General features: G+C 68.9%; 16 protein-coding genes. 3 read left to right on the top strand and 13 right to left on the bottom strand.

Going from position 1 to position 21,698, the window contains the following annotated elements; genetic code table 11:
* Positions 1 to 32: 32 nt before the first annotated feature.
* The 8 genes from MF270_RS19800 to hemP are packed head-to-tail and all read right to left on the bottom strand — an operon-like array spanning position 33 to position 6,343.
* Complete coding sequence (locus tag MF270_RS19800) at positions 33 to 1,094, bottom strand: DUF1513 domain-containing protein (RefSeq protein ID WP_238367514.1); 1,062 nt, start codon at positions 1,092 to 1,094, stop codon at positions 33 to 35.
* A 2-nt stretch (positions 1,095 to 1,096) separates the two neighbouring features.
* Entirely contained in the window at positions 1,097 to 2,104 is a 1,008-nt protein-coding gene (locus MF270_RS19795; RefSeq protein ID WP_238367513.1) for an imelysin family protein, read from the bottom strand.
* Positions 2,104 to 3,639 carry a di-heme oxidoreductase family protein gene (locus MF270_RS19790; RefSeq protein ID WP_238367532.1) on the bottom strand — a complete coding sequence of 512 codons (1,536 nt, stop codon included), beginning with the start codon at positions 3,637 to 3,639 and terminating at the stop codon, positions 2,104 to 2,106. Before MF270_RS19790 ends, MF270_RS19795 begins: the two co-directional genes overlap by 1 nt.
* Positions 3,599 to 4,084, bottom strand: a complete 486-nt coding sequence (gene bfr, locus MF270_RS19785; RefSeq protein ID WP_238367512.1) for a bacterioferritin — start codon at positions 4,082 to 4,084, stop codon at positions 3,599 to 3,601. Before bfr ends, MF270_RS19790 begins: the two co-directional genes overlap by 41 nt.
* Complete coding sequence (locus MF270_RS19780) at positions 4,081 to 4,338, bottom strand: (2Fe-2S)-binding protein (protein ID WP_238367511.1); 258 nt, start codon at positions 4,336 to 4,338, stop codon at positions 4,081 to 4,083. The genes bfr and MF270_RS19780 overlap by 4 nt, the downstream gene beginning before the upstream one ends.
* Before the next feature lie 56 nt (positions 4,339 to 4,394).
* Entirely contained in the window at positions 4,395 to 5,669 is a 1,275-nt protein-coding gene (locus MF270_RS19775; RefSeq protein ID WP_238367510.1) for an imelysin family protein, read from the bottom strand.
* A 30-nt stretch (positions 5,670 to 5,699) separates the two neighbouring features.
* Positions 5,700 to 6,179 carry a hypothetical protein gene (locus tag MF270_RS19770; RefSeq protein ID WP_238367509.1) on the bottom strand — a complete coding sequence of 160 codons (480 nt, stop codon included), beginning with the start codon at positions 6,177 to 6,179 and terminating at the stop codon, positions 5,700 to 5,702.
* The gene (gene hemP, locus MF270_RS19765; RefSeq protein ID WP_238367508.1) at positions 6,176 to 6,343 is read right to left on the bottom strand and encodes a hemin uptake protein HemP; all 168 of its coding nucleotides are present in this window, start codon (positions 6,341 to 6,343) and stop codon (positions 6,176 to 6,178) included. The genes MF270_RS19770 and hemP overlap by 4 nt, the downstream gene beginning before the upstream one ends.
* A 226-nt stretch (positions 6,344 to 6,569) precedes the next feature.
* On the opposite strand from hemP, the gene MF270_RS19760 reads away from it, so the two are divergent.
* Positions 6,570 to 7,823: an aminotransferase class V-fold PLP-dependent enzyme gene (locus MF270_RS19760; RefSeq protein ID WP_238367507.1), complete on the top strand. Its 1,254-nt coding sequence runs from the start codon at positions 6,570 to 6,572 to the stop codon at positions 7,821 to 7,823.
* A gap of 49 nt (positions 7,824 to 7,872) precedes the next feature.
* Positions 7,873 to 10,650, top strand: a complete 2,778-nt coding sequence (locus MF270_RS19755) for an AMP-binding protein (RefSeq protein ID WP_238367506.1) — start codon at positions 7,873 to 7,875, stop codon at positions 10,648 to 10,650.
* Here the strand turns inward: MF270_RS19755 and MF270_RS19750 are convergent.
* The 4 genes from MF270_RS19750 to MF270_RS19735 all read right to left on the bottom strand — a co-directional run bounded on the left by MF270_RS19750 (position 10,637) and on the right by MF270_RS19735 (position 18,809).
* Entirely contained in the window at positions 10,637 to 11,875 is a 1,239-nt protein-coding gene (locus tag MF270_RS19750) for a cytochrome P450 (protein ID WP_238367505.1), read from the bottom strand. The two genes, MF270_RS19755 and MF270_RS19750, sit on opposite strands and share 14 nt — an antisense overlap.
* Entirely contained in the window at positions 11,832 to 12,950 is a 1,119-nt protein-coding gene (locus tag MF270_RS19745; RefSeq protein WP_238367504.1) for an amidohydrolase family protein, read from the bottom strand. The genes MF270_RS19750 and MF270_RS19745 overlap by 44 nt, the downstream gene beginning before the upstream one ends.
* Positions 12,951 to 13,079: 129 nt before the next feature.
* On the bottom strand, positions 13,080 to 14,564 hold the full coding sequence (locus MF270_RS19740) for a methyl-accepting chemotaxis protein (RefSeq protein ID WP_238367503.1): 1,485 nt from the start codon (positions 14,562 to 14,564) through the stop codon (positions 13,080 to 13,082).
* A 57-nt stretch (positions 14,565 to 14,621) separates the two neighbouring features.
* The gene (locus tag MF270_RS19735) at positions 14,622 to 18,809 is read right to left on the bottom strand and encodes a type VI secretion system tube protein Hcp (RefSeq protein ID WP_238367502.1); all 4,188 of its coding nucleotides are present in this window, start codon (positions 18,807 to 18,809) and stop codon (positions 14,622 to 14,624) included.
* A gap of 145 nt (positions 18,810 to 18,954) precedes the next feature.
* Here MF270_RS19735 and MF270_RS19730 point away from each other — a divergent pair, with 145 nt between their 5' ends.
* The gene (locus MF270_RS19730; RefSeq protein WP_238367501.1) at positions 18,955 to 20,529 is read left to right on the top strand and encodes a methyltransferase regulatory domain-containing protein; all 1,575 of its coding nucleotides are present in this window, start codon (positions 18,955 to 18,957) and stop codon (positions 20,527 to 20,529) included.
* Between the two features lie 64 nt (positions 20,530 to 20,593).
* Here MF270_RS19730 and MF270_RS19725 read toward each other — a convergent pair whose 3' ends face one another.
* Positions 20,594 to 21,388 (bottom strand): efflux RND transporter periplasmic adaptor subunit, encoded by a 795-nt coding sequence (locus MF270_RS19725; RefSeq protein WP_238367500.1) that lies wholly within the window; start codon positions 21,386 to 21,388, stop codon positions 20,594 to 20,596.
* Positions 21,389 to 21,698 lie beyond the last annotated feature (310 nt).

Below are 21,698 nucleotides of genomic sequence, written 5' to 3'. Positions count from 1 at the left end.
CACGGGCCGGGGCACCCCGGCCCGGCCGCGCCTTAGCCCACGGGCACGAGGTGGTTGTCGAACCGCAGGTCCTGCTGCGTGCCCGCCTCGCCCAGCCGCCCCACACGGCCCAGCCCGGAGGTGACGAGGAACCCGCCCCCGTCGCAGGCCAGCCCGCAGACATCGGCCATCCCGACCTCGCGCAGCAGCGCGCCCGAGCTTGTATCGAAGACCTGCACCAGCCCCCCGCGCGGTGAGCTGATCGCCACCTGGGCCCCGTCCGGCGTCATGGCGACAGAGCCTGCGTAGCCTTCAAGCCGCGCATGGTCGCCGCCTTGCAGCAGGCGCGGCGCAGACCCGCGCCGGTGCAGGCCCAGCACGGCGGGCGCATCGCGGGTATCGCCCTGCCATTGCATCGCGAAGCCGACCAGGCCATCGCCCGAGAGCGCCAGGTGGCGGATCGAGTTCTTGTTCAGCGCGGGCGGCAGCTCCACCACCTCGGCCAGCCGCCCGTCGAGACCGGCATAGGCCAGGTTCGGCTTCATGAAGGGGATGTTCAGCTTTTCACGCCCCGCATCCGGGTGCGTCTCGATCCCGCCATTGGCGATGACCAGCGTCTCGCCGTCGGGCATCAGGCGCATCTCGTGCGGGCCGGTGCCACCCGAATCGAACTCGTCGATCCGGGTGTAGCCCGAAGCGACGTCCCACACGCCGATCACCCCGCGCGCGGCGGCGTAGTCGTTCTCGGTCGTGAAGAGCAGCGCGCCATCGGGCGAAAACGCCCCGTGGCCGTAGAAATGCCGCCCCTCGGGCGCGTCCAGCGTCGCCTTGAGCGCGCCGCCCGCGCAGTCGATCACCAGCGCGAACCGGCCGGGACGGCGGGCAAAGGCCACCGCCTCGGGGCGCAGCGGGTGCGCGGCGGCGGCGTGGCCGCGCTCGGGGAGCGGCTGGCGAAAGCGGATCGCCCCCGCCCCGTCGAGGCCGACAAGCATGTAGCTGCCATCCGGCATCTGCGCCGCCGACAGGAAGGCCGGCGCGCCGGCATCGGCCCAGCCGGGCAGTGGCGTCAGGCCCGCAGCCAGCAGTCCCGAGAGAAATCCGCGTCGCGTCGCCATGGTCAGTCTCCGTCCAGCGCGTTGAAGCCCGAGGTGACGCCCAGCGCCGGGCCGAGGTCGGCGGCCACGGCGGTGCGGATCGCGTCGATCTCGGTTTGCAGCCCTTCGATCCGGATGCGTGCCATCGGGTCGGCGACACCGGCGAAGGTCGGATCGTTCAGCTCCTGGGCCCGCTGGATCGCCGGGTCGAAGGCCGCGGCCATCTCTTCGGCCACCTCGGCGTCGTCGGCAGCAAGATGCAGGGCAAGGTCGCGCAGGGCCGTGAGCGACAGAACGACATGGCGCTGCGACCGCTCGGACCGGTAGGCCTCGGCCCGTGTCGGGCGCGGGCGGTCGAAGGTGCCCAAGGGGCGGCCAAGGCGGGTGTCGGAGGTGAACTGCAGCCCCGTGGTCAGCGCGCCGTAAAGCTCCTGCATGACTTCGTTCGTGTCGCGGTAGGCCCCGTCGCCGGGGGCGCGCAGGTCGTCCGCGAAACCGCCCTGCCAGTCGGCAAGGATCGCGTCGGCATTGGCATCGATGTCGCGCGCCACGGCCTGCACCAGCGTGCAGCGATAGCCCGCGATCTCCTCGCCCGCGAAGGCGTCATCGAACAGCAGGAGCTCCATCGCGTAGAAGCCCCGCGCGGCGATGGAGACGTGGCTGAACGCCTCCTGTGTCTCGGCGGCGGGGTCTTGCGCGTCGATCAGCGATCCGAGCGTGCGGGGCGTGAAGCCCTTGGTGTCGGGCCAGTAGGCCAGCGCAAAGGCGCGCTCGTCCCGCTCGGTCGGACCGAACCGCAGGTGGCTGACACCCAGCCAGGCGTCGAAGGCGGCGGCCCAGGCGTCGCGCAGGGCGGGCGCCTGCGGGTCGCAGGTCTCGGCCGCGGTGGTCTTCAGCGCCTCGGTCTGCGCGGCGAGGGCTTCGAACCCGGGCAGGATGTGCTGGTTCAGCACCTCTTCGATCCGGTCTTCGGGGGTGGCGGCCCAAAGCGGCAGGGGCAGTAACACGAGGGACAGGGAAAGGGCTTTCATCACAGGGACTCCAGAAAGGCGATCAGCGCGGCGCGGTCGGCGGCGGGCAGGGAGATGACGGTGTCGCGGGCGGCGGCGGCCTCTCCGCCATGCCAGAGCACGGCTTCGAGCAGGTTGCGCGCCCGGCCATCATGCAGGAAATAGGTATGACCCGACACCCGCTCGGTCAGGCCGATGCCCCAAAGCGGCGGCGTGCGCCATTCCATGCCGGTGGCGCGGGATTCGGGGCGGTGGTCGGCCAGCCCCTCTCCCATGTCGTGCAGCAGCAGGTCGGTATAGGGCCAGATCAGCTGGAAGCTTTGTGCGGGCTGATCCTCAAGCCGGTGCGTGACGTAGGATGGGGTATGGCACGAGGTGCAGCCGGTGGCGTGGAACACCTCTTTCCCGCGCAGCACCTGCGGCGCGCCGACGTCGCGGCGGGCTGGGACGGCGAGGTTCCGGCTGTAGAAGGTGACGAGGTCGAGGCCTTCGGCGTCGATCTCGGTCACCCGCTCGTCGCCGTCGCCATGCGGCGCGTTCCGGCAGTCTTCCTGCGCGACCATGCAGTCGCCTTCGGGGCCGGGGTGCAGCGGGGTCGAGATGCCGATGTCGCCGGAAAAGGCCGCCGCGCTTTGTTCGCGGATCGTCGGCATCCCGGCCTTCCAGCCGAAACGGCCGAGCATGGCCATGTCGAATTCCTCGGACCAGACCACGTTGGCGCGGCCCGAGATGCCGTCGCCATCGGCGTCCTCCGGGTCGGCCTGGGCCAGGATATCGGCGGCCGGGATCGCCTCGAGCAGGCCCAGCCCGATCATCTGCGGCGCGACACGGGGGCTGAGCATCGCATCCGGCGCGAGCGGCCCGTAACCAAGGTTTTCCGCAGCCCATGTGGGCGCGCGCAGCGAGGCGGTTTCGCCACCCGACAGCTCAACCGGGATCTCTTCCCAGGTCACACCCAGCCGATACTCGGCTTTGAGACCGGGCAGCGCGAAATCCTGCATCTGCCCGCCGTAGTTCGGCTCGGGGCTGGTGGCGATGTAGTCTTCGATCTCGGCGATGTCCGGCCCGCCGGGGACCGAGACGCGCAGGAACATCGACACGGCATTGTCATCGGGCCCCTCGGGCGGATGGCCGCGCCCGTCCTTGAGGTGACAGCGCTGGCAGGACCGCGCGTTGTAGAGCGGCCCGAGACCGTCCGACGCCAAGGTGGACGACGGCGCCGACACCCAGAGCTTCTTGAACAGGCCATTGCCGACCTTGAACGTCAGCTCGCCGTCAAAGCCGATATTGGCCGAGGGCTGGGAAAAGGCATCCGCGTTGGCGCGGGGCCGCACGGTGGCCGCGCCGCCACCGTTCTCTTCGAACGGTTGCGGCGCGTCGAACGCAGCGGGCGCGCCGGTGGCGGCGGCGATGCGCGCCGCCTCCGCCTTTGTCCGGGGCACAACCTTCAGGTGGGGTTCGTCCAGGGGGGCGGCCCCGGCGGCGGTCGCCGCGAGGACCAGGGTGAGGGCGAGCCTATTCGGCCTCGTCCATGCGCTTGGCGTTGAGCTGAGCATATCTTTCTGCACCGATCTTTTCGAAAAGCGCGAGCTGGGTTTCGAGGAAGTCGATATGCCCCTCTTCATCCGCCAACAACTCTTCGAACAATTTCTGCGACACGTAGTCATTGACCTCGTTGCAATAGCCGCGGGCCTCGCGGTACAGCGCCGCCGCCTCGAGTTCGGCGGCAAGGTCGGCTTCGAGCGTTTCCTTGGGGTCCTGTCCGATCCGCAGGGGATCAAGCTTTTGCAGGTTGGGGTGGCCGCCCAGGAACAGGATCCGCGCGATCAGCTTGTCCGCGTGGTGCATCTCTTCGATGCTTTCCTCGCGGCTTTTCGCGGCCATGTGTCCAAGGCCCCAGTCTTCCTGCAGACGGAAGTGCAGCCAGTACTGGCTGACCGCCGTCAATTCGCTGCGCAATGCGCGGTTGAGATAGTCGATGACCTTTTCGTCGCCCTTCATGACTCGCCTGCCTTTCGGGTTTGGGCCGCCGGCGGGCTGCGCAGCGACCTGAGGTGAACGGGTACCTCTAGGTTATCGCTTCGGCGCATGGAGTCGAGGAAGAGCGGCATGCAGCCGCCGCAATCTGCCCTTTTGCCCAACGCCCGGTAAATTTTCCCGGGCGTGATGAGCGTGGCCGGGTCGGCGGCGCGCATCCAGTCGATCGCGGCGGCGATGTCGCGGTCGCTGATGTTCTGGCAATGGCAGACGATCATGCGGGTGACTCCCGAACGGGTGGGCCGGGGCGGACGGGCCGCCCCGGCAGGTCAGGTCACTGGAACACGGCCGACGGGTTGTCGAGGCTGTCCGAGCCCTCGACCGCGATGTCGCCAAGGCCAAGCGTCGCGACGACCCGTTCGATGCTTTGCGTCTGGTCGATCAGGGCGTCGACGCCGCCCATCACCAGCGCCTGCCCGGCTTCGTTGCCGCGCTCGAGCATCTGGTCATAGGCGAACCCGGCCTCTGCCGCGGTCTTGATCTGGCCCAGCTCTCGCATGGTCGCGGCCAGCTTGGCGGTCATCTCGGCGTCGAGCGCGGGGTCGGCCGCGGCCACGAGGTCCGACAGCGACGGGCCGGACACCGAGGAGCCATCGGCGCGCACGTATTCGCCGAGGTAGACGTTCTGGATGCCCAGCCCGTCGTAGTAATGGCTGTTGTGCGTGTTGTCCGAGAAACAGTCATGCTCTTCCTCGGGGTCGTTCAGCATCAGGCCCAGCCGCATCCGCTCGCCCGCCTGTTCACCGTAGGACAGCGAGCCCATGCCCGTCAGCATGATCGAGATCGCGGCATCCACGTCCCCGGTCAGCGCAGCGCGGGCCTCGCCGCCCTCAACCCATTGCGCGGCCATCCATTCGAGGTCCGACACCAGCAGCTCGGTCGCGGCCGCCAGGTAGGCGGCGCGGCGGTCGCAGTTACCGTTCGTGCAATCGTCGCCCTGAGCGTAATCGGTCCAGGGCCGGTTGCCGGCGCCGGGCGCGTGGCCGTTCAGGTCCTGGCCCCAGAGCAGGAACTCGATTGCATGGTAGCCCGAGGCGACGTTCGCCTCGATCCCGTCGGCCTCGTGCAGGGTCTCGGCAATCAGCTCGGGCGTGATCTCGGTCGCGTCGATGTCTTCGCCCGAGAGGGTGAAGGTGGGGTTGGCGATCACGTTCAGCGCGGCAAATTCGTTTTCGTCGCTGGGCCCGCCGTAGCTGCCGTCGACGTAGTCGATCAGCCCCTCGTCCAGCGGCCAGGCGTTCACCTTGCCCTCCCAATCGTCGACGATGGCATTGCCAAAGCGGTAGACCTCGGATTGCTGGTAGGGCACGCGGGCGGCCAGCCAGGCGGCACGGGCGGCCTGCAACGTCTCGGCCGAGGGGCTATCTGTCAGCGCGGCGACGGCTGTTTGCAGCGCCTCGGCGGTGCTCAGGCTGTCGGCATAGATCGCTGCGGCGATGTCGGCATAGGTGCCGACCACCTCGGCCTTGGCGGGGGCCTCTGCGCTTGCTGCCGTTGCCAGGCCAAAGCACGAGGCCAGCGCGGTTGCTGCGAGAAGTTTCTTGGACATGGGTACGTTCCTGTTGGGTCTTTTACGATTTCAGTGAAGGGTGGGCGCAGTGTCGGGCCGCGCCGGGATCTCGGCCAGGCAGGCGCGGGTGAGGCTGCGCAGCGCAAGCCCGTAGCTTTCGGCAAAGGCCACCAGCGCCGAGGCCACGTCGGCGCGCACGATCAGCGCGGCCAGCATCATGGCATCGTCGCGATCGCCGTCCGCGGCGGCCGCCACCAGTTGCGCAAAGCAGCTTTCGTCACCGCCAAGGCACTGGCACCCGACCTGATGGCGCGCCATGGGCCGCCGACCGTAGCGAGAGCAGAGCTCGCACAGCTGGCCCAGCGACCGGGCCGCGTTTCTTCCGCGCGCCCGGCCCAGCACGCGGGCGAAGTCATCGCCGACCTGCCGCTGCGCCTCGATGCTGTCGCACCACAGGCGCAGGTAGAGAATGGCCGCGCATTCAAAGGCGCCCAGCTCGGTCAGCAGGCCGACCGGCGCGGCACCACGTGGGGCCGAAGCTTGGGTCATTTGGTCAGGATCAGCTTTCCGGCCCGCGTCACCCGCAGCCGGTAGACTTGGTCGCCAAGGGTGATCGCCACCTCGTTGCCGTCCCGCATGATGTCCTCGGCCCGGTAGATCGGACGCTGGTCCTCGAAGGTGCCCGCAGGCACGGGTTTGCAAATCTGGTTCATGCCGACTCCATGAGCTGTGCACTGGCTTCCCCTTTCCGGTTTCGACATGGGGTGGCTGATGGTATGGGTTTATTTCTGACTAAAATACTCTGGATGGTCAACCTGACTTTTTCACTCAGGTTTAGTTTTTTCCTGCAACGCTGAAATACCGGTCATATCCAGCCACGCTTTGACAAGCGCGCGCGGGCGGTGCACACCGGCCCCCGGACAACGCCCGGAGGACGCCATGCTTGGCCAGGACCCCACCCTCATCACCCGCGTGCGGGACAGATTCGCCCATGTGGACAGCGACCCGTTCAGCGGGCCGCGCATCTTCTTCGAGAACGCGGGCGGCGCGCTGACGCTGAAATCGGTGGTCGAGACCACGACGACCTATGCCGCGATTCCCGACAACCAGGGCCGTGACAACCCGATGGCCAAGGAACTGGTGCGGGTGATCGACAAGGCGCGGGGCGATGCGCTGACCTTTTTCGGTGCGACGTCGGGCAAGATCATCACCGGCGAAAGCGGGACCGAGCTGCTGTTCCGCCTGATCTCGGCCGCCTGTCTTGGCACGCCGCATGGCGTGGTGCTGGGCTCGACGCTGGAACACCCCGCCTCGGCCTCGGCCTGCCGCCGCTGGGCGGGGGTCGCGGGCAAGCCCTATGTGCAGGTCGCCCATGACGACGCGCGCGGATCGGTCCTTGCCGAGGATTACGCGCCCGAAATCACGCCCGAGACGCGGGTGGCCACGATCCTGCACACCTCGCCCGTGACCGGGATGGCCGTGGACGTGGCCGCCATCGCCGCCGCGATTCGCGCCGTGGCGCCCGAGTGTTTCATCATCGTCGACGGCATCCAGCACGCCGCGCACGGGCTGGTCGAGATCGACCGCTACGATATCGACGGCTACGTGATCTCGCCCTACAAGGCGTTTTCGCGCCACGGCTACGGCCTCGCCTGGCTGTCGGACCGGCTTGCCGCCCTGCCCACCAACGCCCTGACCGGCGCGCCCGAGGGGCAGTGGGAGCTGGGCACGCGCGACACCGGCTCCTACGCGACCTTCTCGGACGTGGTCGACTACCTCGACTGGCTGGGCAGCGAGGTCAGCGACGAGACCGACCGCCGCGCGCGCATCCTGGCCGCCGGCCACGCGATCCACGCGCATGAGGCGGACCTGACCCAGGCCATGCTGCACGGCGTCCGCAACCAGGCCGGGCTCGCCGACCTGCCCGGCGTCACGATCCTGGGCGGCGTGGACAACCCCCTGCGCGAGGGGCTGGTGTCGCTGGTGGTCGATGGCATGACCGGCGAGGACCTGGTCAGCGCGCTGCGCGAGCGGGGCATCCGCACCCATGCCCGCAAGGCCGATCACTACTCGGGCAACATCCTCACCCCGCTGGGCCTGCAATCCTGCCTGCGCGTGTCACTGTGCCATTACAACACCGAGGACGAGGTCGCGGCCTTCCTCGCCGCCATGCGCGAGATCACGCGGGGTTGAGGCCCCGCGCCTGTCTGCTAGGCTTTGGCGGCGAAACCAGGGGCAAGGCATGGCGCGCGACACCACGACCGGATTGCTGGCAGAGTTGCTGCCCGAAACGCTGCCCGCCGCCGCGCTGACCTGGCCCGGCGGCGCGGCGTCGCGCGACGACATCCTGTCGGCGCTGGCCGGGCTGGAGGCCGCGCTGGATGCGGCAGGCGTGCAGCAGGGGCACCGCATCGGCCTGCTGCTGCCCGACCACCCGGCCACGCTGGTTACGCTTCTGGGCCTCGTGACCCGCGCGTCGGTCCTGCCGCTGAACGGCGCGTTGACGGCGGCCGAGCTGACGACGCAATGCCAGGCCGCCGGCGTCGATGCGTTGCTCGCCCGCGCCGGGGACGACGCCGCGCAGGCCCTGGCCCGCGCGCTGGACCGCCCGCTGCTGGGGCTGACGCTGTCCGGCGGGCTTGGTGTCGATGTGACGGCCGATCGCCCCCTGCGCGCACCCGGCAACCGCCAGCCCGGCCTCGTTCTGCTGACCTCCGGCTCGACCGGTGCGCCCAAGCGGGTGCCCCTGAGCCTGCCGCAGATGCTGGCCTCGGCCCGCAACATCGCGGCCACGCTCGAGCTGGGGCCGCGCGACCGCGCCCTGCATGCCCTGCCCATGTTCCATGTCGGCGCCATCGTCGACCTGTTCCTCGCCCCGCTCGGCGCGGGCGGCGCGGTGCATGTCGCGCCCGATCCGACGCCTGCCTCGCTGATCCGCGCCATGCGGCAAGACGGTGTGACCTGGGCGCAGCTGGTCCCCACCATGCTGACCCGCTTGCTGGCCGAGGGCGGGGAGCTTTCAGACGCGGCGACCCACCTGCGCTTCCTCCGCTCCGTCTCGTCCGATCTGTCGCCCGTGGCGCATGCGGCGGCCGAAACGCGCCTGGGCGGGCTGCCGATCATCCAGATGTACGGCATGACCGAAACCGCAGGGCAGATCTGTTCGAACCCGCTGCCGCCTGGCTCGCGCAAGCCCGGCTCGGTCGGGCCGGCCGCCGGCCCCGATGTGGCGATCCTCGACGGCACCGGCACGCCCCTGCCGCAGGGGGCCGAGGGCGAGGTCTGCGTGCGCGGCCCCACGGTCACCACCGGCTACGAGACCACCGACCGGGCCGAGCATTTCCACGGGCCCTGGCTGCGCACCGGCGACCTCGGCCGGCTCGATGCGGACGGCTACCTGTTCCTGTCGGGCCGCCTGAAAGAGATGATCAACCGTGGCGGCGAAAAGATCTCTCCGCTCGAGGTCGAGCGCGCGGCGCTGGCCCTGCCCGGCGTGGCCGAGGCGGCGGCCTATGCCGACCCGCATCCGACGCTGGGCGAACAGGTCGGGCTGGCCGTCGTCGCCGCGCCCGGCGCGGTGCTGGACGAAATGCAGATGCTCGATGCCCTGCGCGGCAGCCTGGCCGAGTTCAAGCGCCCCCGCCGCATCCATGTGCTGGAGGCGCTGCCGCGCCTCGGCTCGGGCAAGATCAACAAGCGCGGGCTGGTCACGGCGCTGGCCGGCGACACCGCCGCGCCCCGCACCGGCACCGCCGCCGTGGTGGCCGAGACCTGGCAGAGCGTGCTCAAGGCCCCGCCGCCTGCGGATGACGAGGATTTCTTTGACGCGGGCGGCGACAGCCTTTCGGCGATGGAGTTCCTGTCCAACCTGCGCGACCGCCTTGGCCGCCCGATCCCCGACAACCTGCTGTTCGAAGCCCCCCGCTTCGGCGCCTTCGTCGCGCGGCTGGACGACAGCGCCGGCGCGGCGCCCGAGGAAGAGGACCCGCTGGTGCGCTACATCCGCGAGGTCTCGGTCGGCTGGCCGGGCCAGCGGGTCGGTCCGCGCAAGCTGGTCCTCGGGCTTGGCACCGTCGGCACGCGGCCACCGCTGTTCTTCTGCTCGCAAGGCTTCGTCAAGGCGCTGCGCAGCCTCGTGGAACCCGACCGTCCCTATTACGCCCTCCGCTCGGCCTGGGGCTACGAGGAACGCAGCCCCGAGGAAACCGAACGACTGGCGGCGATCTATGCGCAAGACATGATGGCGATCCAGCCCGAAGGCCCGCTGCACATCGGCGGATTCTGCGAGGGGGGCAAGGTGATGCGCATGGCCGCGCGCCATATCGAGGCGGCCGGGCGCGAGATCGCCCTGTTCGTCAGCATCGACCATTGGTTCCCCGAACCCAGCCGCTACCCGGTGCTGCATTTCGGGACCGAGGCGCGGCGCTACTCTCCCTATTCCTCGTATATGCATCCCGAATATGCGCTGAAGGTGCTGCATCCGGTCGGCAGCCGGGTCGAGCCCGTCGCCGGACGTCACGAACGCGCCTTTCATGATGCCGCGTCGATGGACACCATGCGCCGCGTGCTGCAACAGCACCTCGGTGGCGCGCCGCTGCCGCAGCCGGCCGCCGGCAGCGCGGCCCCCCTGGCCGAGCGCAGCCGCGCCTACAAGGCCCGCATCCGGTTGTCGGCACCCTGGACCTTCCGGCCGGGCGCGCCGCTGACGGTCCGGGCACGGGTGCGGAACCTCTCTTCGGAAACCTGGCAGCCTAGCGCGCAAAGCGGCCTGGGGTTGGTTCTGCGGCTGCACAACCTGGACGGCCCGCCGCGCACGAATGCCCTGGGGTGGGGGCCGCTGCTTGAGCCGGTGGCGCCCGGCGCCCTGTTTGAAACCACGATCACGATCGACATGCCGGCGGTCGGGCTTCCGCTGGTCCTGCGGGCCACGATGACCGACGCCGGCATTGCCCAGTTCGAACGCGCACCCGGAAAACGCCGGTTGCGCCTGGTCTGGCCCCGCGCCTTCAGCCGAAAGTGACCGCCATCGCCTTGGGCCAGCGATGGCCAAAGCGCGGCTGGTAGCCAAGCGGACTGCCGGGCGCCGCGTCGCTCAGTCCCGACCGCAACATGGCCGTCAGCAGGACACGCAACTGCAGCACGCCCAGCTGTTCGCCGATGCAGCGGTGCCGGCCCTGGCCAAAGATTACCGGATCGCCCGCGCGCCCGGGCCGGAAGACGTCCGGGTCGTCAAAGGCATCCGGGTCGCGATTGGCTGCGGCCAGCGCCAGGAAGACCGGCGTGCCGGCCGGGATCGGGGTGTCGTGCAACGTGGTGTCCGCGCGGGCGACGCGGGGGATGACCTGGCCGGGACTGTCGAGCCGCAGGCCCTCGCGCACCACCGCCTCTGCATCCAGTGCGCCGGACGCGACCTGTTGGCCGATGCCCTCGCGCGCGACCAGCCGCAGGAGCGTGGCGGCCCCGGCCTCAATGTTCTCGACCCCGTCGGCGAAGACCAGGATCGCGTTGTCGACGATCTGCGCATCGGTCAGGTCGGGCGCATCCTGCTGGAAGGCCGCCAGATGGGTCAGCAGGCAGGGCCGTCCATCTGCACGGCGGGCGGCCAACTGGTCGGCCACCAGCGCCCGGACCGCGGCAAGCTGCGCGTTGGTCTCGGCAAAGGCGGCCGGGTCGCGGATCGGCGCGAAGAGGTGAAAGAAGGCCTGCGTGGCCGCCTTCAGCGTCGCGACATCCGCATCGAGCCCGACAAACCGCGCCATGACCCGGACGGAAAACGGCGAGCTGACAGTCTCGATCAAGTCAAAGGCGCCGTCGCGCGGCGCGGCGGCCAGGATGGCCTCGGCCTCTTCTTCGACCTGCGTCGCGAAGGGTTTGAACGTGTTGAAGAAAGCGCGCGTCAGCGCCTGCCGCGGCAGGCGGTGGCCGGGCATGTCGAGGAAGGGCGGAATATGCGCGGCCAGGTCAGCGGCCGCGTATTTCTCGCGGTTGCGCGGCGCCAGGACGGAAAACCGCGACGGGGCATTGCCGAGGCTGTCGTCGGAAAAGGCCGCCTTGATATCCGCGTGGCGCGTCAGGATGTAGCCCCCGCCCGCGACCGGGGCGAGCGGCAGGCGCGCGCGCAGCGCGGCCCAGGTGGGGTAGGGATCGGCCAGGAACCCGGCGCCCAGCAGGTCGACCGGCTGGGCGAGGTCGATCGCGGGCTCAGGCGTCGGCCCAGCGCCGAACCACTTTCGCAATCTCTTCATCGTTCTTTTCCAGGTGGTCGATGATTTCCTGCCGCTCGCCATCGGTCAGCGGCTTGCCGGCGGCGAACTTGGCCAGGATATGCGGCTCGTAGTAACGGATCGCGCCCGAGAGTGTGAAGACCTCGTCCACCAGGTTCGCCGTGGTCGAAGGCGAGCACATGTCGGCCACGTTGTCCGACCCCAGCCGGATCGGCACCCCGGCGGCGGCCAGCTCGAGGATCCGAGGGATCGAGTTGTAATTCGGCGTCATCACCGGGCGGATCTGGCGCATCCCGATCGCCGCCGAGGGGCAGGAGATCACGCCGATGTTGCATTCGAGCATGCCCTCGACGAAGGCCTGCCAGCGGGCATCGTCGTAGGTCGAGGGCGAGATCATGTGCACCGCCCAGATCAGCGGCTGGCCATCGGCGTCGCTCATCGCGCCGGTCTCGCGGCGCATCACGCGGATCAGCCGCTCGGTCCCGTCCTCGCCCGGCACGTTGCGCTGGTCGGTGTGGACATGGACCATCTTGCCGGTGCGCTTGGCGAGGTCGAGCATGCGGGTGCAATGCTCCTCGAACCCGATGTTTTCGGGATAGTCGCCGACATCGTCCGCCTCGGGCAGGGAGCCGATGAAATCCGCCTTGGCGACGCCCTCCTCGAAGATGCGCCAACGTTCGGGTTCGCTGTCACGGAACCCCAGCGGCGTGTAGGCGGCGGCGCGGATCCTGATGCGGTCCGTCACGCTGGCGGCATAGTCCATCACCCAGTCCAGTGCATCGGTGCCGACCCGGTCCGGGGTCACGTCGACCATGGTGTCGGCCAGCGTGGTGTTGACGGCGATCATCTCGTCCACCGTGTCCGACACCCGGCCCAGCAGGTTGTCCCGGTCATAGGCCGGCCCCTCGTGCACTGTCTGGATCAGCGCGTGTTTCTTCTGCAGCGAGATGTGGGAACTGGCGAGCACGGAGAGCCGACCGTGATCGACGAAACCATCCTCGAGCGTATTGGCCCGGTCGAGATGCAGGTGTGCGTTGTGCATCCCGCCAAGGTCACGGATTTCCTCCGCCAACCTGCGGTAGAAGTAGGTTGCCATGTGTCCTGTCCCTTCGTTCGCGCGCCGTATTTCTGGCGTGCAGGGACACTAAAGGAGTGGTGTCATATGGCAAGGGCGGCAACCCGCCTCCCCGGGTCTCGCCTTTGGCTTCGGGCAATCGGGGCGGCCTCAGCCATTGGCGGCGCGGCGTTTCGGCGCCTGGTGCCCGAGATCCTCGGCCGTTTCGACCACCCGGGCGCGTGTCGCCTTTTCGAAGACGGCAAAAGGGTTCTCGAGGTGATCGGCCTGTGCCGAGAGCCCCCGGCAATGATCCGTCAGCTCGGACGCCAGGTGCGCGTTGTGCTGCGTCGTGCCGTCGATGTGGGATACCGTGTTCTCGATCTCGCGGATGGCGAGCGCCTGTTCCCCGGCGTTCTTGTGCAGCCCCTCGATCTCCTTGGCGACATTGTCGGCCGAGGTTCGGATCTTTTCCAGCGCCGAGACGGATTCGCCGACAAGGCTCACGCCCTTGCCGATGTCCTGGCGGTTCTTGTCGATCAGCACCTTGATCGACTCCGTGGCCGTGGCCGCGCGCCCGGCCAGGGCCCGCACTTCGGAGGCGACGATCGAGAAGCCGGCGCCGGATTCCCCGGCGCGCGCCGCCTCGACCCCTGCGTTCAGCGCCAGCAGGTTGGTCTGGAAGCTGATCTCCTCGATCGACCTCACGATCTCCTCGATCTCTTGCGACGAGGTGTCGATGCGCTGCATCGCGGCCTGCACCTGTTCCGACACGTTCTGGCCGCGGTCCGCATGGGCGTGGTTCTCGGCGGTGACCGCCTTGACGGAATCGAAATGCGCGCGGGTGTTCTGGACCGAGGCCGAGAGCTGCGTCAGCGCGGCGGCCGCCTGTTCCAGCGAGGCGGCCTGCGCCTGCGCCTTGTCGGACAGCGATTCGGAGGAGTTGAGGATCTCGGCCGAGGCTTCCTTGACCCGCACCGCGCTGTCCTCGATATGCACGAAGACCGATTGCAGCGTGTCGCAAAGCCCGTTGTAGACGCGCCGGATCTCGTCGAACCGGGCGGGGAAGGGATCGTCGGGCGTGTTCCTGACGCGGGATTCGAGGTTGCCGTCCGACAAGGCGCGAATCGCCTCGGACATGTACTGGAACGCCTTGGTCTGGTCGGCGCTTTGCGCCCGGAAATAGGCGTCGATCACCGCCTGGATGTCGATGAACAGCAGCGTGCTGAGCGCCTGGCACATTACCGAGGTGCGCCGCCCCTTGCCCAGCATCGGCTGCGACCGGCGCACCAGCACATCCATCATCTGGTTGCAGGCCATACAATAGCCCGAGATGTAGGACATGAACGGCAGGTCGATCTTGTAATGGATCGCCCCGACCCGTTCCGCGCTGTCGAAGTAGTCGCCGTTGAACCCGCCGGTGAACAGCCGTGTCCAATGCTGCTTTTGCGCCGCCTTGGCATGGGCCACGATGGCCGGCGACGGGAAGAACCGCGCCGTTTCCTGGTCGGCCTGCACCACCTCGTAGAAATTCTCGAGGACACGGTCGATTTCGGGGCCCACGATCGCCCAGACAGCCTGGACGTTCTTGAGCATCGTGTCGTCGATCTTGAAGGCCCGAACGAACTCGGATCGATTGGCCGTAACCATTGGCATTCCCCGGCGTTGTACACGGCCAAACTAGGTCAGCCGCGTTAACGCAAGGTCAAAGCCTCAGAACAATTCCGTGGTCGCGGCCACCAGCTCGAGGGAGTCTCCGCCGACCAGGTGGATCGCGTTGTCGGCGTCGAAGGTCAGCACCACGTCGCCGCCGATTTCCGTGCCGAATTTCAGGATGGCCTCGGTCGCGGTCAGACCCCCGCCCCAGATGGATTGGTCCAGCCGCAGGATGTCGAACTTGACCTCGAAATCGGTGACCGAATCCTCGCCCATGGCGGCGTGGAAGGTGAAGGTGTCCTCGTCGCTGCCGCCCGAGACCTTGTCGTCGCCGCCCATCAGCTCGATCCAGTCGCGACCGGCACCGCCGAAGACGGTGTCGCTGCCATTGCCCTTGTCGTCGAGGAAGATGTCGTCGCCCGCGCCGAGATACACGAGGTCGTTGCCGCCCTGCCCCAGCACGGTGTCATTGCCGGCCCCGGCCGCAACCCTGTCGTCATGGGCGCCGCCCTCGACGTGATCGTCGCCGTCACCGGAATAGATCGCGTCGCGGCCGTTCTGGCCAAAGACCGAATCGTTCCCGGCACCGGTGCGCAGCTCGTCGGCGCCGCCGCCGCCGCGCACGAGGTCGTCCGAGCCGCCTCCCGCGTCGTCCTCGGTATAGGTGTCCGCGCCCCTGCCGAGCGTGACGATGTCGTTGCCGTCGCCGCCGGTCACCGTGTCCCGGCCCGCGCCGGCGTCGATCACGTCGTCGCCGGGGCCGCCATCGACCGCGTCGTTGCCGTCGCCGGAAAAGATCGAATCGTTGCCGTGCCCGCCAAAGACGGTGTCGTTGCCGGCAAAGGTGCGCACCTCGTCATGGCCGGCCCCGGCCTGCACGTAGTCGTCGTCGGCATAGGTCCGGATCACGTCCGCGCCCTTGCCGGCATAGACCTGGTCGTCCTCGGCGCCGCCGATGAGCTTGTCGTCGCCGTCGGTCCCGGTCAGCAGCAGCCCCGGCTCGTCCAGGATGGTCACGTCGAAGGAGCTGGCGAAGGTGCCGCCGTCGGTCCCGGCCCGGACCTCGATCCGCACGGTGTCGCCCGTCTGCTCGTAATCGGGGGACTGGGCCAGCGTCACCACCCCGGTCGCGGCATCGATGGCAAAAAGCCCGCCGGGATTGACCGACAGAGCATAGGCCGCGCCGATGGTCGAAAAGGCCGTGATCCCCACCGCGGTGCCCGGCGCGGCGTTCTCGTTGACCGCGTTGGCCGCCGTGTCCACGTCCTGCGGCGGGCGCGACCCGAGCGGGTCGTAGACCGCGAGCTTGCTCTGGTCCCAGCCCACCGCGTTCTCGGCGCTCGAGGTGACCGCGCGTGCGACCGACGAGACCTCGACCCGGTCGAAGGACAGCACCAGGTGCTGCCCGGAGCCGCCGCGCGCATCCGGGCCCGCCGAGTCGCCGAGCGACAGGCTGGTGACCAGGACCTTCTCCATCTTGTAGGTCAGCCCGACCTCGCCAAAGGTCATGCCTTCGATCACCACCGTGCCGAGGTTCTCGCCCTTCATCATCTTTTCCACCAGCGGGGCCTGGCTGCCGATGGCGTCGATTTCCAGCGTCAGCTGGCTCATGTCGGGGCGCAGCCCGCCCTGGGTGACCTGGCCCATGGACAGGATGTCGATCCAGTCCTTGTGCTTGGCATCCTCGGTGTTGCCGGGAATGTCCTCGATATAAAGGAAATACTGCGTGTCGGCGCTGTCATCGACCGGGCCACGGTCAAGCCCGCCACGGACGCTGACGTTGCCTTCGAAGGTCTCGCCATTGGCGACATCGTAGCCATAGGCCAGGGCCAGCACCGGGCTCGACTTGGAATCGGCGAGGAAGCTGTCGATCGTCAGCACCTCGTAGGCCATGTCGACCTTGAAGCCGCCGCCGGCGATGTCCTCGACCTTCAGCACCTGCGCCCCGCCAAGACGGGCGTCAAGGAAGGCCTCGCCCTCGTGCGTCGCCCCGTCCGCGATCTCGAGCAATTGCGCGCCGCTGATCTTCTTGCCCGTCAGCGCCATCTCGGTCAGCGCGACCAGCCCAGTGTCGTCCTCGAAGGTCAGCTGCAGCGCGCCGAAGCCCGGGCGCCCCGCCAAGGGGGCCGAGATGTCGAGCGAATAGTCCGACAGCTTCATCAGGCCGGTTTCGCGCGAAGCCTCGGGGTAGCGGACGCCGTCCACACCGTCGATCTTGATGTAGCTGCTGACCTCCTCCTCGACCGGGGTGCTGCCGCCGAAGATTTCTGACTGGACCAGCGACAGCTTTTCGAAATCGGTCGCACCCTGAAGGATGAAATCATGGGCGAACCGGTCGGTCCCGACCAGGGTGCCGGTCCCGGAGCCCCCGTAGCGGAATTGCTCGACCCCGAAGGCGGTGCCGAGGGAGAAGGTCACCGAATCGGGGCCGGTGCCGTTCATCTCGATCCCGGTGACGCGGGCGTTGTTCAGCACGTAGTGGGTGCCGAGGCGTTCGCCTTCGCTGCCGATGCTGAACGACTTGACCTCGAGCGCGTCAAACCCGCTGCCCAGCGCCGCGGATTTCATCAGCCCGGGCAGCAGCGCGTCCAGGTCGCCGGTGATCGTCAGCGCGTCGGGCTGGAACTTGGAGCTCTTGCCGGTCGGGGTTTCCGCGCCCCACTTGAGCCCGGTGATCAGGGTCTCGCCAAGGTGGTCCGGCCCGGCGGCCGACCCGGCCAGCCCGTCGATGCTGAGGTAATACCGGGCAAAGGGGCCTTCGTCCGCCGTCTCCCCGCCGAACTTGGCGCGCAGGCCCGGGGTCGGCGGGCTGATCTCGGTGTCCAGCGCGAAATCGAACCCGAACTCGGCCTTTGAGACGGGGCGCCCCGTCTCAGACGCCACGAAGCTCTCGACCCCCATGCGGGCCATGTTCGCGGCGAAGGTGAACCCGCCGGGGCCCGTATCCTCGGCGTCGAAAAAGAGCACGTTCTCGAAGGCGTAGCGCTCGGCCAGCGTGGGTATCTCGGTCAGGGTCGAGACGCCCAGCACCTCGACCGCCGCCACGCTGGACCGGTCGCGGATCAGCTCGATGATGCCCGCAAAGCCGGCATTTCCGGCCATCTCGGCCGTGAACCCATTCTGGACCACGCGGCCCAGGTCCGACGCGAAATCGAGGTCGAAATCGCTCAGCTCGAACCAGCCGCCCAGGTCCCGGCCCATTGAACCGAGCGTGCCGACCGGCAGATCGCCGTTGAGCCCGTCTATGGCGATGAAATAACGGTCTGCCACGAGGTAGGGGGCCTCTGCCCCGCCAGGCACCGTCGGCAGGGCCACGGTCGCGGCGTCGATGGCCGCGTCATCGACGAGATCCCAGCCGAAACTGCCCAGCCGGGCCCCCGCTGGCGAGGTCAGCGTCAACCCGATCTTGGAGAAATCGAGCGTCAGCGCGTCCACGCCCGAGCCGCTGTCCACCCCGGTCACGATCACGTCCTCGAGCGCCAGCTCGTAGACCCGGTCACCCGCGAAGTTGAGGCCGATGACCTGCGCTGCATCGAAGAGCTTGCCGGAGGTCAACTGCCTGAGCATGGCCGGCATCACCGTCCCGCCGTCGAGCGCCACCCTGAAATCGTCGATCGCCACGCGGCCGCGCCCGGCCTGCTCGAAGGCAAAGGACGCGATGTCCCCCAGCTTGAAGAACCCGTCCGAATCGCCAAGCCGGCTGTCGCCCTGCACGCCGTCGAAGGCGATGTAGTAGTCCAGGTTCGTCTCGGGTCCGACATCGGCCAGGAGGCCGTCCGGGGATGGCAGGCTGCGAAAACCGATCTCGCTCTGGGTCGCGAAATCCCAGGCGAAATCATGGGTCGTCGTCCCGCCATCCGAACCGATCCGCTGCGATTTCCAGCCAAGCTCGCCCGCGCCGAACGAAACCTTGAAACCGCCGTTCGAGATGTCCTCGATATCGGTGACGATGAACTCGGCCAGCCGCAGGCTTTCGATCTCGGTCCCGGTCCGGGCCTTGTCGCCGCTGTCGTAGCCGGTGATCTCGCCCGACAGCATGATCTTGCCGGACAGAGTCCGCAACATCAGGTCGGCCAGCCCGGCGTCCGAGTCGAAGGTGACGTGGAAGGACTCGAGCACCGTTCCCTTGCGGTCCGGCAGGGTGGTGAACTGGGCCGACCAGTCCGTCAGCTTGCCCGAGGGCAGGTCCGGATCGGTCCCATTGGCGAGCACGCCGTCGATCTCGAGGTAATAGTCGATCGCCATGGCGGCCCCGTAATAATCGGATCTGAAAATCGCGTTCAGGATCGCACGAAGCGGCACATTGCGTCAATTGTTCCGGCGGCCCCGCGCGCTTGCCAAGCCGACCCGCATCGGGTTCAAACGGGAGGACCCTGCAAGGACGCCTGCCATGACCGACGCCCCCGGAGGCTTCTTCAACGACCTGCCCTATACCTCCTATCCCTTCCCCGACACCCGGCCCGAGCAGATGGCGGCGCTGGGGGTGGCGCTGGGGCTGACCCCGCCGCCGGTCGCCACGGCGCGGGTGCTCGAGCTGGGCTGCGCCTCGGGCGGGAACCTGATCCCGCTGGCCGCGCGCTACCCGGGGGCGCGGTTCCTCGGCATCGACCTGTCGCAGCGCCATGTCGAGATCGCGGGCGACCGGATCGCGGCGCTGGGGCTGACGAATATCGAGATCCGGCAGGGCGACCTGGGCGAGGACGGGCTGGACCCGGGCCCGCAGGATTACATCATCGCGCATGGGCTTTACAGCTGGGTGCCGGCCGGGGTGCAGGGCCGCATCCTCGACCTCCTGGGGCGCTGCCTTGCCCCCGATGGCATCGGCTATGTCAGCTACAACGTGCTGCCCGGCTGGCAGCAGCGCAAGATCGTGCGCGACATCTTCCAGTTCGACGACGATCCCGCGCGCAGCCCCGCCGACCGGGTGGCGCGCGGGCGCTGGCTGCTGGAACAGCTGGCCAAGGGCTCGTCCGACAAGACCACCTACGGCCAGCTTCTGCGGCAGGAGGCCGAGGCGCTGTCGACCCTGGCCGAGAATTACCTGATGTCCGAGTTCCTGGTCGAGGACAACCGGCCCTGCTATTTCCACGAGTTCATGGCCGACGCCCGGGCGCGCGGCCTGGCCTTCCTGACGGAATCGCGGCTGGCGCTGGCCTTTCCGGGCATGGTCGATCCGCAGCGCGACCAGCTGGTGCGCGCCATGGCCGGGCCGGGGGTGGAAAGCTACGAGCAATACACCGATTTCCTGCAAGGACGGCAGTTCCGCCAGACCCTGCTGGTGCCGGCCGAAGCCGCCGCCCGCGTCGCGCGCCGGGCCGAGCCGCGGCGCATGGCCGGGCTGCACTATGCCAGCCAGCTGCGCGTCCAGCCCGGCGAGCCGGGCGCGGCCGAGCGGCGGCTGGCCCGACCCGATGGCAGCGGGCTCAAGACCAACGATCCGGGGGTGATCCAGGCGCTCGACGCCCTGGGCCGCGCCTGGCCCGAAACACGCACCCCGCGCGATCTGCTGGCGGGCCTGCAGGGCCTGCCCGGCATCGCGCCCGAGCGCCTGTCCGAGCGGGTGATGGAGGCGCTGCTGCGCACCGCCGTGGCCGGCTACACCCATGTGCTGGCCGGCCCCGTCAGCTCGGGGCGGGCGGCGGACGACCGGCCGCGGGTGCTGGATATCGCGCGGGCCGAGCTGGCGGCCGGGCAGGACTGGGTCACCACCCTGCACCACGCCCCGCTGCGCATCGGCCCCGAGATCCGGCAGGCGCTGCCGCTGATCGACGGCACCCGCGACCACGCCGCGCTGGCCGGGGCGCTGCCGGCGCTGGTGACGGCCGAGGACGACCCGCTGGACCTGGCGGCGCCAAGGGCGCCCGACCCGCAGGCGCTGGTGTCCGGGCTGCTGGCCAGGCTCGAGGCGATGGGCCTGCTGGCCCCGCCTGCGCCTGACGCCGCCCGCCCGACGTCACCTGCCTGACGCCGCCTGACGCCGCCCGCCTGACGTCACATGCCTGACGCAGCCCGCCTGACGCGGGCAGGCGTCAGTTCGCGCCCCCACCCAGCCACAGCTGGCAGCTTTGTCCGGCCAGGATCGCGCCCTCGGGGTTCGGCAGGCCCAGCCGGATGCCGAACGTCCCCGTCGCCGCGTCGAGCACCGGGTCGATCACGTCCACCTTGGCCATGACCTCCTGCCCCGATTCCAGAACCAGCCGCGCCTCCATCCCGGCGCTCACCGCTTCGCGCATGTCGCCCGGAAGGTAGCTGTCGACCACCAGCGGGTCGATCCGCGCCACGACCAGCATCGGCTCCTGTTCGTTGTACAGTTCGCCCACCGACATCAGCCGGTCGGTCACCACCCCGTCGAACGGCGCGCGGATGCGCTTGCGCTCGAGCGCGGCCTCGGCAGCGGCCAGCTCGACCCCGGCCACACGGAGGTCGAGCCGCGCCTGCTCCTCCTCCAGCCGGGCGGTGCGGGCGGCCAGCATCGCCTCTTCCTGCTCGCTGCGCGGCACGAGGTTCTGGCGGCCAAGCCGGGTCAGCCGCTCGGCGCGCAACTCGGCTGTTTCGGCCTTGGCCTGGGCCAGCCGCACCGCGATGTCGCTGCCCAGCTTCAGCTTGGCCAGCGCGACCTGTGCCGCCTCGGCGCTCGCCTCAAGCTCGGCCAGGACCTCGCCCTGCCGGACCCGGTCCGCGCGGTCCACATGGATCTGCTCGACCACGCCCCGCGTCGCCGCGCCGATGCGCGCGACCTCCTGCGCGCGGACAAGGCAATCGACGCTGTCCTGCGCCGACAGCGGCCCGCAGGACAGGCAGATCGCAGCCGAAAAGACTGCCATCCGGGGCCTGCCAAAGCGATTTGCAAAAGCGAGTCGGGTGTGTATGGGCAAAGGCTCCACTTGTGCTTTTTCCCTTGGAGAATGCGGGATCATAGTGCTAGCGTCGGCGCGTTAAGACAAGAATTCTACCCGCGCGGTGCGCACCGGGACATCAATTTTTGCCCGAGCTGCCAGTTCAATTTCGAGCATTCCGTTGCGCTTGTGCCGGGTCAATCGATTTCGCTGAGCCATGAGGGACGACATGGGGGCTCGAGATCCGGGGAAGGTCCACGCGACGGGCCCTGCGCGATGAGCGCGGATCACCGGAAGA

This window comes from Mesobacterium pallidum (assembly GCF_019966535.1).
Classification (GTDB): Bacteria; Pseudomonadota; Alphaproteobacteria; order Rhodobacterales; family Rhodobacteraceae; genus Mesobacterium; species Mesobacterium pallidum.
This window is presented reverse-complemented; position numbering and strand designations above follow the sequence as displayed.